Annotated in this window: 10 protein-coding genes; 4 read left to right on the forward strand and 6 right to left on the reverse strand. The window is 38.1% G+C overall.

Features of this window, described 5'->3' with window-relative positions:
- Positions 1 to 17: 17 nt before the first annotated feature.
- The 4 genes from IGK70_RS10715 (at position 18) to IGK70_RS10730 (ending at position 5,704) form a co-directional block, all read left to right on the forward strand.
- The gene (locus tag IGK70_RS10715; protein WP_002381483.1) at positions 18 to 1,964 is read left to right on the forward strand and encodes an ABC-F family ATP-binding cassette domain-containing protein; all 1,947 of its coding nucleotides are present in this window, start codon (positions 18 to 20) and stop codon (positions 1,962 to 1,964) included.
- Between the two features lie 14 nt (positions 1,965 to 1,978).
- Positions 1,979 to 2,611 carry a GntR family transcriptional regulator gene (locus IGK70_RS10720; RefSeq protein ID WP_002356525.1) on the forward strand — a complete coding sequence of 211 codons (633 nt, stop codon included), beginning with the start codon at positions 1,979 to 1,981 and terminating at the stop codon, positions 2,609 to 2,611.
- A gap of 200 nt (positions 2,612 to 2,811) precedes the next feature.
- Positions 2,812 to 4,002, forward strand: a complete 1,191-nt coding sequence (locus IGK70_RS10725) for a quaternary amine ABC transporter ATP-binding protein (RefSeq protein ID WP_002388977.1) — start codon at positions 2,812 to 2,814, stop codon at positions 4,000 to 4,002.
- Positions 3,995 to 5,704 (forward strand): ABC transporter permease/substrate binding protein, encoded by a 1,710-nt coding sequence (locus IGK70_RS10730; protein WP_104855576.1) that lies wholly within the window; start codon positions 3,995 to 3,997, stop codon positions 5,702 to 5,704. Before IGK70_RS10725 ends, IGK70_RS10730 begins: the two co-directional genes overlap by 8 nt.
- Positions 5,705 to 5,986: 282 nt before the next feature.
- Here IGK70_RS10730 and IGK70_RS10735 read toward each other — a convergent pair whose 3' ends face one another.
- The 6 genes from IGK70_RS10735 to IGK70_RS10760 form a co-directional block, all read right to left on the reverse strand.
- Positions 5,987 to 6,721, reverse strand: a complete 735-nt coding sequence (locus IGK70_RS10735) for a YcjF family protein (protein ID WP_002384134.1) — start codon at positions 6,719 to 6,721, stop codon at positions 5,987 to 5,989.
- A gap of 119 nt (positions 6,722 to 6,840) precedes the next feature.
- Positions 6,841 to 7,743, reverse strand: coding sequence for a diacylglycerol/lipid kinase family protein (locus IGK70_RS10740; protein ID WP_010713166.1), 903 nt, complete (start codon positions 7,741 to 7,743; stop codon positions 6,841 to 6,843).
- Between the two features lie 122 nt (positions 7,744 to 7,865).
- Positions 7,866 to 8,879, reverse strand: a complete 1,014-nt coding sequence (locus IGK70_RS10745; RefSeq protein WP_104855577.1) for a CdaR family transcriptional regulator — start codon at positions 8,877 to 8,879, stop codon at positions 7,866 to 7,868.
- 141 nt (positions 8,880 to 9,020) lie between these two features.
- Positions 9,021 to 10,169: a glycerate kinase gene (locus tag IGK70_RS10750; RefSeq protein WP_002367172.1), complete on the reverse strand. Its 1,149-nt coding sequence runs from the start codon at positions 10,167 to 10,169 to the stop codon at positions 9,021 to 9,023.
- Positions 10,170 to 10,190: 21 nt separating this feature from the next.
- Entirely contained in the window at positions 10,191 to 11,483 is a 1,293-nt protein-coding gene (locus IGK70_RS10755; RefSeq protein ID WP_002359581.1) for a GntP family permease, read from the reverse strand.
- Between the two features lie 109 nt (positions 11,484 to 11,592).
- The gene (locus tag IGK70_RS10760; protein ID WP_002368872.1) at positions 11,593 to 12,276 is read right to left on the reverse strand and encodes a TVP38/TMEM64 family protein; all 684 of its coding nucleotides are present in this window, start codon (positions 12,274 to 12,276) and stop codon (positions 11,593 to 11,595) included.
- Between the last annotated feature and the right edge of the window lie 11 nt (positions 12,277 to 12,287).

A 12,287-nucleotide genomic window follows, 5' to 3' on the forward strand; every position in this document is an offset into this window, starting at 1 on the left:
AGAAATGAGGACTACTGATGATTTTATTACAAGCAAATCAAGTTGCCCGGCATTTTGGCTCGGAAACATTGTTTGAAAACATACATTTAGAAATTGCAACAAAAAGTCGGATTGCCTTAGTTGGTCGTAATGGTGCTGGAAAATCGACTTTTTTAAAAATCATTGCAGGCATTGATGCTCCCGATAGCGGAACCATTGCCAAAAATAAAACTGCTACGTTAGGTTATTTAGCTCAAAATACCGGCTTAGAATCAGATAAAACCGTTTGGGAAGAAATGACAAAAGCCTTCGCTGACATCCTAGAAATGGAACAGCGTATGCGAGAATTAGAAACCAAAATTAGTGAAATGGAGCCAACCACCTCCGTTTATGAAGGAATTTTAAAAGAGTACGATCAATTGCAACATACGTTTTCTGAAAAAAATGGCTACGGCTATGAAAATGAAATTCGCTCAGTCCTTCACGGCTTTGGCTTTGATGAATCCTTTTACACGAAAGATATTCAAACCTTATCTGGTGGTCAAAAAACCCGGCTTGCATTAGCGAGAATGCTTTTACAAAAACCAGATATTTTAATTCTGGACGAGCCTACAAACCACTTAGATATCGAGACGCTTTCTTGGCTGGAATCTTATTTGCCAAGCTATGCCGGCGCCCTATTGATTGTTTCCCACGATCGTTATTTTTTAGATAAGGTAGTTAATGAAGTTTATGAACTGAGTCGCAAAAAAATGACTCACTACAAAGGAAACTATTCCAAATACTTAGAGTTAAAAGCAGAACAATTAGCCAGTGAATGGAAAGCGTATGAAAAGCAACAAGAAGAAATCAATAAGTTAGAAGATTTCGTTGCCAAAAATCTGGTTCGTGCATCTACAACAAAACGTGCACAAAGTCGCCGAAAAGTATTAGAAAAAATGGACCGTTTAGACCGACCTCAAGGAGATGAAAAATCGGCGCATTTTCTTTTCGATAGTGAAAAAGTCTCGGGAAATGTTGTTTTACAAGTCGAAGATGCCGCCATTGGTTACGACCCAGAACATATTTTATCCGAACCTATTCACTTGGATATTCGTCGTAAAGAAGCCATTGCCTTAGTCGGACCGAACGGAATTGGTAAATCCACTCTCTTGAAATCAATTATTGACCGCATTCCTTTCATTAAAGGAAGTAAAACTTTTGGCACCAATGTTTCTGTAGGTTACTATGACCAAGAGCAAGCCAATTTACATGGCAATAAAACGGTCTTAGCGGAATTATGGGATGAACACCCAACCACACCTGAAAAAGAGATTCGAAGTATTTTAGGCGGCTTTCTCTTCAGTGGAGATGATGTTGAAAAAACGATTCCTTTATTAAGCGGTGGCGAAAAAGCCCGTGTGGCATTAGCAAAATTAGCGATGGATCGTGACAATTTCTTGATTCTCGATGAGCCAACCAACCACTTGGATATCGATAATAAAGAAGTTTTAGAAAATGCGCTGATTGATTATGAAGGAACCATCCTCTTCGTTTCCCATGACCGTTACTTTATCAATCGAATTGCAACAAAAGTTGTTGAGCTTTCTGAAAAAGGCAGCAAACTTTATTTAGGCGACTATGATTATTATTTAGAAAAGAAACAAGAGGAAGAAGAAATCGCTGCCCTCTTAGCTAATGAAGAAGCGGCGAAAAAACCCGAACCAGTTACAGCCAAAAATACCTTTTATCAAAACAAGGAGCAACAAAAATTACTCCGTACTTTGCAAAGAAAAATAACACAAGTCGAAGAAAATCTTGCTCAGTTAGATACGACAATTGCACAATTAGAAGCACAAATGAGTCAACCAGACATTCTAGAAAATCATGTTGAATTGCTGGCTTTAAACCAACAATTAGATGACGCTCGTCAGCAACAAGATGAACTACTTGAGCAATGGGAAAATTTCAGTTTAGAATTAGAAGAAATGGAAAATAACAATTAACGGAGGGATTCACTATGGCTTCCAAAAAAATCAGTTTAACGAAGCCCAAATATCAACAAATCGCCGTTGATGTTGCGGAAAAAATTGCAGAAGGCAAATTACATGTTGGAGATAAAATCCATGCCCGTTCCACCCTAGCTAACCAATACCAAGTGTCGCCAGAAACAGCCCGCAAAGCCATTATCGTTTTAGTCGATTTAGAAATCGTTAAAGCCAAACACGGCAGCGGCTTCTATGTGGCATCAAAAGAAAAAGCGCAGGACTTTGTGACACAATATCAAGACGTTCAAACGATTGCTGAAATTAAAGAAGAATTGCTAGATAGCGTAGCGAAACAAAAAGAAGAACTTACTCATTTTTCTAGCATTCTAGATACTCTTGTTGAACAAACAAAGCGTTTTGATTCTTTCAATCCAATGAATCCTTATTCATTAGTTTTAACAGAAGAAGCTGCTTATCTTGAGGCGACGATTAGCGAAATGAATTTTTGGCAAAACACTTCGGCAACGATTATCGCCATCAAACACAAAGAAGAGCTTCTGGTCTCACCTGGTCCATATGCAAAGATTTCGTTGAACGACACACTTTATTTTGTTGGACATGACGAATCAACCTTACAACGAGTGCAGAATTTCTTTTATCCTTAAACAAAAAAGTGACTACTTATCTTGCGGTAAATAGTCACTTTTTTTATTTATTATTTCTATTTTTCATAAAAAACCACTATAAAACCTAGTTAAAATACTGTTTTTCTTCATTTTCAGAAAGATTTTCATCTAATTTGACAAAGTGACAACTTTATAGTAGTCTGATGTAGTCACTTTTTTTAATGAGGAGGAACAATGATTTGCCAAAAGTAAAAGTAAATCACCTTACCAAGATCTTTGGTAAGAAAACCAAACCGGCACTTGAAATGATTCGTGCCAACAAAAGCAAAACAGAAATTTTAGAAAAAACGGGTGCCACAGTCGGTGTTTATGATGTAAATTTCGAAGTTGAAGAAGGCGAAATTTTCGTTATTATGGGGTTATCAGGAAGTGGGAAATCAACATTAATTCGTTTATTAAATCGTTTGATTGAACCAACTTCAGGAAATATTTATATTGATGGACAAGATATTTCTTCTTTAGATAAAGAAGGATTACGTGAAGTACGTCGAAATAAAATGAGCATGGTTTTCCAAAACTTTGGTCTTTTCCCCCATCGAACTATCTTAGAAAATACGGAATATGGTTTAGAAATTCGTGGTGTTCCTAAAGAAGAACGCCAAGCAAAAGCTGAAAAAGCCTTAGAAAATTCTAGCTTAATTGCTTTTAAAGACCAATTACCAAGTCAATTATCTGGTGGGATGCAACAACGTGTCGGCCTTGCTCGTGCCTTGGCTAACGATCCAGAAATTTTATTAATGGACGAAGCGTTCTCTGCTCTTGATCCGTTAATTCGTCGTGAAATGCAAGACGAACTATTAGATTTACAAGAAAATGTCAAAAAAACCATTATCTTTATCACACATGATTTGAATGAAGCTTTACGAATCGGCGACCGGATTGCTTTGATGAAAGATGGTCAAATTATGCAAATTGGGACTGGAGAAGAAATTTTAACCAACCCAGCCAACGAATATGTGCGAACCTTCGTGGAAGATGTGGATCGTTCAAAAGTCTTAACTGCCCAAAATATTATGGTACCTGCTTTAACTACTAACATTGAAATTGATGGCCCAACTGTTGCTTTAAAACGGATGCGTCAAGAAGAAGTGAGTATGTTACTTGCCGTGGATAAAAAACGCCAACTAAAAGGCGTTGTACGCGCAGAAAAAGCTTTAGAAGCGCGTAAAAACGGGACTTCTCTTGTAGAATGTGTGGATCCAGAAATTCAAACAATCGACAAAGATATGTTAGTGAATGATATTTTCCCACTGATTTATGATGCACAAACGCCTCTTGCCGTGACTGATAACGGCAAACTATTAGGCGTGGTCATCCGTGGTAGCGTACTTGAAGCACTTGCAGAAACAGAGGTGAACGAACATGAATAAGTATCAATTACCTGTCGCGTCTTGGGTTGAAAGTTTTACTGATTGGTTAACTTCAACATTTGCTGGATTATTCAGCTTTTTACAAACAATTGGTCAAAGTGTAATGGACAACATTACTGCCTTACTAACAGCCGTACCACCACTTGTGCTGATTGTGCTATTAACGATTGCTGCTTTCTTTATTTCTAATAAAAAAATCGGCTTAAGTTTATTCACGTTTATCGGCTTAATGTTTATCTATAATCAAAACTTATGGAACGATTTAATGAGTACCGTTACGTTAGTTTTACTTTCTAGTGTTATTTCCATTATCATTGGTGTGCCACTAGGGATTTTAATGGCGAAAAGTGAAAAAGCCAAGAGTATTATTACACCGATTTTGGACTTCATGCAAACAATGCCTGGTTTCGTTTACTTGATTCCAGCCGTTGCATTCTTCGGAATTGGTATGGTTCCTGGGGTCTTCGCCTCTGTTATCTTCGCTTTACCACCAACCGTGCGCTTTACGAACTTAGGAATTCGACAAGTGCCAAATGAACTTGTTGAAGCAGCTGATTCTTACGGTAGTACTGGCTGGCAAAAATTATTCAAACTAGAATTACCTTTAGCCAAAAACACGATTATGGCTGGTGTTAACCAAACAACCATGCTAGCCCTATCAATGGTAGTTATTGCTTCAATGATTGGTGCGCCTGGATTAGGACGTGGCGTCCTTTCCGCTTTACAACGTGCACAAGTCGGGAACGGTTTCGTAAATGGTGTGGCTTTAGTTATTTTAGCGATTATCATTGACCGTTTTACTCAACATTTAAATAATAAAAAAGCAGCCCCTAAAGCAGCTGGTGCCACCTCTAAAAAGAAAAAATACGGGATTATTGCAGCGGTTGTTGTAATTGTCGCTGGCTTAGTTGGTGCTTCAATTTTTACAACAACAAATGATAAGCAAATTTCCCTTTCTTATGTGGAATGGGATACCGAAGTAGCCTCCACACATGTGGTTACCGAAGTCTTAAAAGATATGGGATATGATGTTAAAACGACTCCTTTAGATAACGCAATTATGTGGGAATCTGTAGCTAAAGGTGAAACAGATGCCATGGTTGGTGCGTGGCTGCCAGGAACTCACGCAGAGCAATATAAACAATATAAAGATAAATTAGACGACCTTGGTGAAAACCTTAAAGGCGCGAAGCTAGGAATTGTCGTCCCTTCTTATATGGATGTTGATTCTATCGAAGATTTATCTGATCAAGCTGGGAAAAAGATTACTGGAATTGAACCTGGGGCTGGTGTTGTTGCAGCAGCAGAGAAAACTAAAGAAGCTTATCCTAATTTGAAAGATTGGTCTGTTGAAACTTCTTCATCAGGTGCCATGACTGTCGCCTTAGGACAAGCAATTAAAAACAACGAAGACATCGTTATTACTGGCTGGTCTCCTCACTGGATGTTTGCAAAATATGATTTAAAATATTTAGCTGATCCAAAAGGCACTATGGGCGGCGAAGAAGCGATTCACACAATGGCTCGCCAAGGCCTAAAAGAAGATCAACCAGAAGCTTACAAAGTGTTAGATAATTTCCATTGGACAACTAAGGATATGGAATCTGTCATGTTAGAAATTAACGAAGGCAAAGACCCACAAGAAGCTGCACGTGATTGGGTTGATTCACATAAAGACCAAGTAGCAGAATGGAAAAAATAATTCTTAACAAATGACTTCCCCATCTATTAAAAGAGGGCGTTGAACAAATTGTTCAACGCCCTCTTTTTTCGCAAAAAAACCACTCAGTTGGGTAGACTGAGTGGAAAGGAGTTATTTTTACTTGAGGAGTAAAAATGAAAAGTGTTTATGTTGGGTGTTTTGTTGGTATGCTTATATATTAACGAGAACCTGTGAATAATTTGTGACGAAAACCTTGGAAATTTGCTACGAATTACTTAAAAAAGTTTAAATGTGTCTCACCCTAGTTAATCGATACAGCGATTATTTCTTTTTAGCATTTTGGATGGCTTTAAATAATGTTGAAAATTGTCCTTTGAAAGACATCACATCATCAAAGATATCAACACCATCGTTTAACATTTTGACGGTCACCCAGCCAAGCGCTTCCGTAATTGCTACCGCAACTGAAGCATTGACCATGCCACCAGTCACAGTTCCGACAACAGGAATCACTTTTAGAATATTCCCGACTGCGCTCTTACCTAAACTAACCACTACTAATTCTTTGGTTAAACTTTTACCTAAACTTTCAGACCAAGACTGACCAAAAATTTTATGCAGCCGTGACATCATAGTTAATTGAACAGGTACCAGTAAAAAAGCATCCGAAAATGGAATTGGCGAAAACCCAATAATTGCTGCTGACAATGCAGCAAAATGAATCGTTTGATGACTTTTCTTTTTCACGTCAGGTGAAACACCAGCCAAAAATTCATCAAATACTTTGTCGAGTTGTGTTTGACTGTTCGTCACTAATTGTTCTGCTTTACCTTTAGAAGTTGCGAAAGCATTCATTATGGCCGTAGACGTTTTTTGTGGAAATTTTTTCAAGACATCTTGAAAAAAAGAACGAAATTCTGGGTCTTCGATTTCTTCATTCAATTGCTTAGTTTCTTGTTCTGCTAATTCTTGTTTTTCAATCTCTTCAAAAAGTTCTTGTTTCTTTTTGTTTTTATGTTTTTTTCTTCTCATCTCATTAACTCCCTTATCTATCAATATGTAGAAACAAAGTATAGCATAGCCCCTGATTGATTCTCTTTTAGATGATTTGAAAAGCCAGAACTTATCTGTTTTTTAAACAAATAGAAATGTTCCAGCTTTTCTCAAAAAATCAGCTATTTTGTTTGTTCTTCACCGCAATAGACCGTCAAGTGTTTAGGCAAAATTTCCAGCGTAATTGGCAAAGCAGCTCCTTCATCACCATCCACATTAGTGGTTAATTCTTCTTGGTTTTCTAAGGAGATTGTTCCTTCTTTAAAGGTTAGGTAAACTAAATTATCAGTGGACTGGTCGACACCTTTTAACAAATCTGGGACTGCTTTTACTGCATCCCACAATGATTGATCTTTTAAATAAACTAAATGAAGTTTGCCATCATCCACTTGGGCCTCTGGTAATAATGTTTCAAACCCACCGATTGAATTCGTTAAGCCAACTAAAACGGTACTACTTTCAATGGTTTGTTCTTTTTGATCCAAGCTTAAATGAAAAGGATACGTTTGAGCATTCGCTAAATGTTTGGCACCTGAAATAAAATAAGCGAGTTTTCCTAACTTCGTTTTTTGTTCAACGTCCACGTCGTTAATTGACTCTGGAATCGTCCCAATCGCAACGACATTCATAAAGTAGTCGTCATTGATTTTCCCCACGTCTAAAGCACTGGTTTTTTCTAAATCTAATTGTTGAATCGCCTCTTCAGGATCCATCGGTAAATTCAAGGCTCGCGCTAAATCGTTCACCGTTCCTAAAGGAAAAAAGCCAAATTTTGGGCGGTAAGCTTGTTCTGCCAACCCGCTAATTCCTTCATTAACGGTTCCATCTCCCCCCATTACGAAAACACTGTCGAAGTGACTTTCCGCAGCTTCACGGGCAAATTGTTCTGCATCGCCGCCTTTTTCTGTTTGTTTCACTACAACTTCATCAAATAACTGTTTTAATTTTTCTTCTGCTAACGTTTCAAATTCTTTGGCTTTTTCACCACCAGAACTGGGGTTAACAATTAAAACTGCTTTTTTCACTGGTACCACTCCTCATTGATATCTAAATCGTTTGATTCCTTACAATTATTATAAAAGATATTTTTGATTCTGGCGAAAAATATGCTGACACTTGCTTAACAAACAAGCATTCCTGCTCCTCACTACTTTTCAAAACGTTCTTTAAAGCAATAGGCAAAATAATAGAACAATTTCCAAAAATCTTGCCAAACTTTTGGATCCATCCCCGTCAATTCATGAATTCGTTTCAAGCGGTAATTCAATGTATTTCGATGGATATGTAATACTTGTGAGGTTTCATTGATGTTTAAGTTATGATTGGCGAAAAAAATAACGGTTTCATAGTATTCATCATAAATCGTCTGGATGGTTTCAAAAAAGTCCAATTCAATATGAAAAGGAAAATTAAAAATTCCTTGAATGAAAAAATCTTCTGCTTGGTAAAACTTAGCCTTTTCTAATTGGAGAAACGATAGAAGTAAATACGTGTTTTGTGCCTCTTGGACCATTTGTTGAATCGTGGCTTTTTCCGAACTTATTACAAGGTATTCTGTTACTGGCTTTGTTATCTGAGGTGGTTCAGAAGTAATCACCAGATAACAATTTTCCCATTCAAATATTTCATGGCCAGGATAATAACTGGATAATAAGCGCTTGTCCTTGGTTAGTACACAATGATTCTGGTCATCTAATTGAAGGTTATATAGTTCCAACGCTTCAAATTTTAAGGCTTCTGAGTAAGCAGAATCAACATGCATTAAGTGCTTGATAAACTGATTTTTTTGTTTCTTCTTTTTTTCGCGTTCTTGTTGTGTATTTAATTCTTCTGTCAGTAAAAGAACAATCGAGCGCACAAGCTTGGTAAATTTGCGCACCTCGTCTGGTTCTCCTGAAATGCCTACGACACCTAAAATGTGATCATTCAAAATAATCGGTTCATTGGTGCCTTTTTTCTCTAAAGAAGTATCTTTATAAATTTCAATATTTTTCCGTTCATTGATGGCTCTTTCTGCACCACGATGGCGCTCCCCAATTCGAGCAGAATCTCCACTCGCAATAATTTTTCCTCGTTCATCCATAATATTGATGTTATAAGGAATATCCGCCATTAACTTTTCAACAATTTTATTTGCTTGGATTTTGTCTAATTTTAACATTGCTATCGCCAACTTTCTAAAAAGCGAGTAGCGTTTGGGACATAAGCCGCAATGACTTATGTCCCAAACGCTTAATTCTTCAGATCAACGACTGAACATTTTTATTTCAGCTTTCATTACTGATGATACCATGGCTAGTTCTTAGTCACAAGGCACCAGCTGTAATGTACGAGCAATATTTTCAACGGTTCTTTCTAAGTTAACTGGTCCATTTTTCAATGCTGCTTCCAATGGTTCGGCTTTGGCCAAAATTCCAAAAATAGCCGTCATCCCTTCTTCATAGAGGACATCCACATCTTTGCCGATATAGCCAGCACAAGCGAAAACCGGTTTTTGATACTTCTTGGCCAAACGTGAGACGCCATAAGGGGCTTTGCCGAATTTTGTTTGAAAATCCATACCGCCTTCACCAGTAAAGACATAATCAGCAGCTTTTATTTTTTCTTCTAATTGATTCACTTCTACGACAATATCAATCCCTGGGCGTAACTGAGCTTTTGTGAATGCTAGTAACCCTGCACCCAAACCACCAGCGGCTCCTGCGCCTGGCATCATCTCAACATCAATGCCGATCTCTTTTTTGATGATCGCTGCATAATGGGCTAAGTTTTTATCTAATTGAGCCACCATTTCTTCTGTCGCACCTTTTTGCGGGCCAAAGACATGAGACGCCCCTGTTGGCCCTGTTAGTGGGTTATTCACATCACTTGCTACTAGAACTTCGGTAGCAAAAATACGTTGATCAAACTGTGTTAAATCGATCTGCGCCAGTTTATCTAATGCACCACCGCCACGTGTCAATTCTTGCCCTTCCTTGTCTAACAAACGCGCACCAAGTGCCTGAATCATACCTGCACCCCCATCATTTGTCACGCTACCACCAATGCCGATAATGATTTTTTTTGCCCCATGATTGAGCGCATGTTGAATCATCTCTCCTGTACCATAAGTAGAAGTGATCAAGGGATTACGTTCTGCTGCTTTAACCAATTCAATTCCGTTGGCTTTCGCCATTTCAATGACCACCGTTTCTTGGTCACCTAATAAGCCGTAATAGGTTTCAACGATTTGATCAGGAAGCGGTCCTGCCACGCGCACTGGTACTCTTGTACCTCCTGTTGCATCCACTAAGGAATCCACCGTTCCTTCCCCGCCGTCTGCCATCGGGACGTGTTGAATGTCTGCATCTTTAAATACAGCTAAAATCCCTTTTTCCATTGCCAGACAGGCTTCTTTTGCACTCATACTTTCTTTAAATGAGTCTGGAGCCAAAACAAATTTTTTCGTCATCTTTTCGCGCCTACTTTCCAACTAGTTTAAAATAAAGCCATATAAAATGGTTGCAACAATCGTCATTACCCCACCGACACACATTTCATAAGGAATCACTCGAATTCTTTCTTTAATCGTCATATTCATACTTTGTGCCGTAATATGGAAATAATTGCCTTGAGGAACACTATCAATCACAGTTGCCCCAGTATGCACCATGACTGCTGCTGAAAGTGAAGATGTGCCCATATCTAAAATCGCTGGTCCAAAAGAACCTGTCGCTAAAATAACCGCTGTGGATGTTGAACCAACTGCTAAGCCCATTAAAATACCAGAAATCGGTGCCAAGAAGGTTCCAGAAATTCCCATAACAGAAATTAAGTGGACAATTTGTGTTGATAAATCAGAAACAGAAATTAATCCAGCAATTGCACCTGCACCAATTAAAATTAAAACGGTATCGGTTACTCTCTTCAAGCCAGAAGATGCATAAAAGGCCAGTTGTTTTGTTTGCCCAATCGCAATTGTCCCAACAACTGAGGCGAACGGCAAAATATACAGAGCATCAATATTCAAACTTTTGATGAAAGAAATATTTAAAACGGCGCCAATCGGATTAAGTAATAATAAGACAATCGCTAACACTGGCGCGATTAACGCCTTTTTCAAAGGTAATAATTCTTTTGTTTGTTCCTCCACAAGATCCGTTTCTTTGACCATTGATCCTTTACTTCTCATGATATTTGCAAGAACAACAGCTGTAATTAAGCCAAATACGGCTGGAATAAAGCCAGCAATCATAACGTCACTTAGAGGTAAATCAAAGCCGTTCGCCGCTGCAATAGTATTTGGATTAGGCGAAATAATATTGCCCGCTTTGCCGCCACCTGATAAGGCAATCAATAATGATAACTTACTGATACCCGTACTTTTCCCAACAGATAGAGCAATCGGGGCAACAATCAACACTGCAACAGGAATGAATACGCCCACTGCTGTAATTACCATTGTGGATAATGCCAAAGATAAAATAGCTTTTTTCTCGCCAAGCTTTTGTACAATGGCGTTGGCAATTGATTCTGCCGCACCAGATTCCATCATCACACCCGCCAACATGCCGGCTGCTAAGACACGGATTGCGGTTCCCATAATACTTTGTGTTCCGTTTAATAGAACAGCGACTGTATCTGACAGGGAAGCGCCTCCAATAAGACAACCAACAATTGCACCAAAAAACAAGGAATACACAGGATTAAATTTTTTCAAAATTAATACTATCGCTACAACTAATCCTAAAATTGCAGCAACCCAAGATATTGTAATATCTGGCATTCAAAATCAGCTCCTTAAATTGTTTACGCTTTCATTCTATCAAAGTCCTTTCTTTTTAAAATTGTAAATTTAACAGGATTTATTGTTCAAATGCACAAAAAAACCGTTCTTAAAGAACAGTTTTTTGAAATCTTTTTCTATCTTTCTCAATAATGACCACCAATCCAACGAACAAAAGAACACTCACAATTAACAATACTGCCGTTTTATTATATCCATGAAATAGTGCTTCGCCTCCACATGCGTAAAGTATTGAGGAAGGAATTACACCAATGAATATAGCGGCTATTAAATTTTTTAATGGCAACTGCATAGTATCCGCAGCAAAATTAATCACAGAAGAAGGAATAATTGGAATCATGTAGCCCACCATAATCCCAATTTTTGGATGCTTCATCCGTCGAATGGACTGGACCCAATGATTGGTCTCCGTTTTTCTATCTAAAAATTTTATATGATGCATCAAAAAGATTGCAACTAAATTTCCCAAACTATTCCCTAAAACGTTAATGAGTGTGCCGCTGAAGGGACCAAAACTCAATCCTGCAATCACACCAATTACCGAGGTTGGAATCCCTGGTACTGCACACATGATCGCGGTCAAAAAAACTAACAACAGCGCTGCTGAAAAACCATGTGAACGAATTCGCTCTAATAATTGTGTCTTACTGGCTTTAGGATTCAAAAATAATTGAATATCTGTTTGATATTCTAGATACAAACGGTAACCTACCAGTAGGATTAAAATAAGCCCGCTACTGATTAGTAGTATTCGGATTGTTTTCCTTTTCATTTTCTTTGCTC

Source organism: Enterococcus sp. DIV0358 (genome assembly GCF_051713465.1).
Lineage (GTDB): Bacteria > Bacillota > Bacilli > Lactobacillales > Enterococcaceae > Enterococcus > Enterococcus faecalis.

Excerpts from the sequence above, each read along its gene's own strand:
- IGK70_RS10715 (WP_002381483.1), top strand. The coding sequence starts at position 18 with ATGATTTTATTACAAGCAAATCAAGTTGCCCGGCATTTTGGCTCGGAA.
- IGK70_RS10720 (WP_002356525.1), top strand. The coding sequence starts at position 1,979 with ATGGCTTCCAAAAAAATCAGTTTAACGAAGCCCAAATATCAACAAATC.
- IGK70_RS10730 (WP_104855576.1), top strand. The coding sequence starts at position 3,995 with ATGAATAAGTATCAATTACCTGTCGCGTCTTGGGTTGAAAGTTTTACT.
- IGK70_RS10745 (WP_104855577.1), bottom strand. The coding sequence starts at position 8,879 with ATGTTAAAATTAGACAAAATCCAAGCAAATAAAATTGTTGAAAAGTTA.
- IGK70_RS10750 (WP_002367172.1), bottom strand. The coding sequence starts at position 10,169 with ATGACGAAAAAATTTGTTTTGGCTCCAGACTCATTTAAAGAAAGTATG.
- IGK70_RS10755 (WP_002359581.1), bottom strand. The coding sequence starts at position 11,483 with ATGCCAGATATTACAATATCTTGGGTTGCTGCAATTTTAGGATTAGTT.
- IGK70_RS10760 (WP_002368872.1), bottom strand. The coding sequence starts at position 12,276 with ATGAAAAGGAAAACAATCCGAATACTACTAATCAGTAGCGGGCTTATT.